At 43.1% G+C, this 255-nt stretch carries 1 protein-coding gene; it reads left to right on the forward strand.

What is annotated here, in order from left to right:
- The coding region (locus IGI46_RS25915) for a hypothetical protein (RefSeq protein WP_429974629.1) at positions 1-255 on the forward strand (255 nt) is incomplete at both ends.

A 255-nucleotide genomic window follows, 5' to 3' on the forward strand; every position in this document is an offset into this window, starting at 1 on the left:
GGGCAGCTACAGTGGAAGTACGTCAGTAAGTACAAGTGACAGTACAAGCACTAGCACATCAATCAGTGATTCTAGTTCAACCAGCACCAGCATCAGTAATAGTGACAGTGAAAGCTTGAGTACCTCGATTAGTGATTCAAGGTCCGATAGTACAAGCAATAGTGATAGCGAAAGCACAAGTGTAAGCACGTCACTAAGTGACTCAAGCTCAATCAGTACAAGCATTAGTAACAGTGACAGTGCAAGTCTAAGCAT

Origin of the sequence: Enterococcus sp. AZ163 (assembly GCF_050498925.1) — a bacterium.
In the GTDB taxonomy this organism is placed as follows: Bacteria; Bacillota; Bacilli; order Lactobacillales; family Enterococcaceae; genus Enterococcus_A; species Enterococcus_A ferrettii.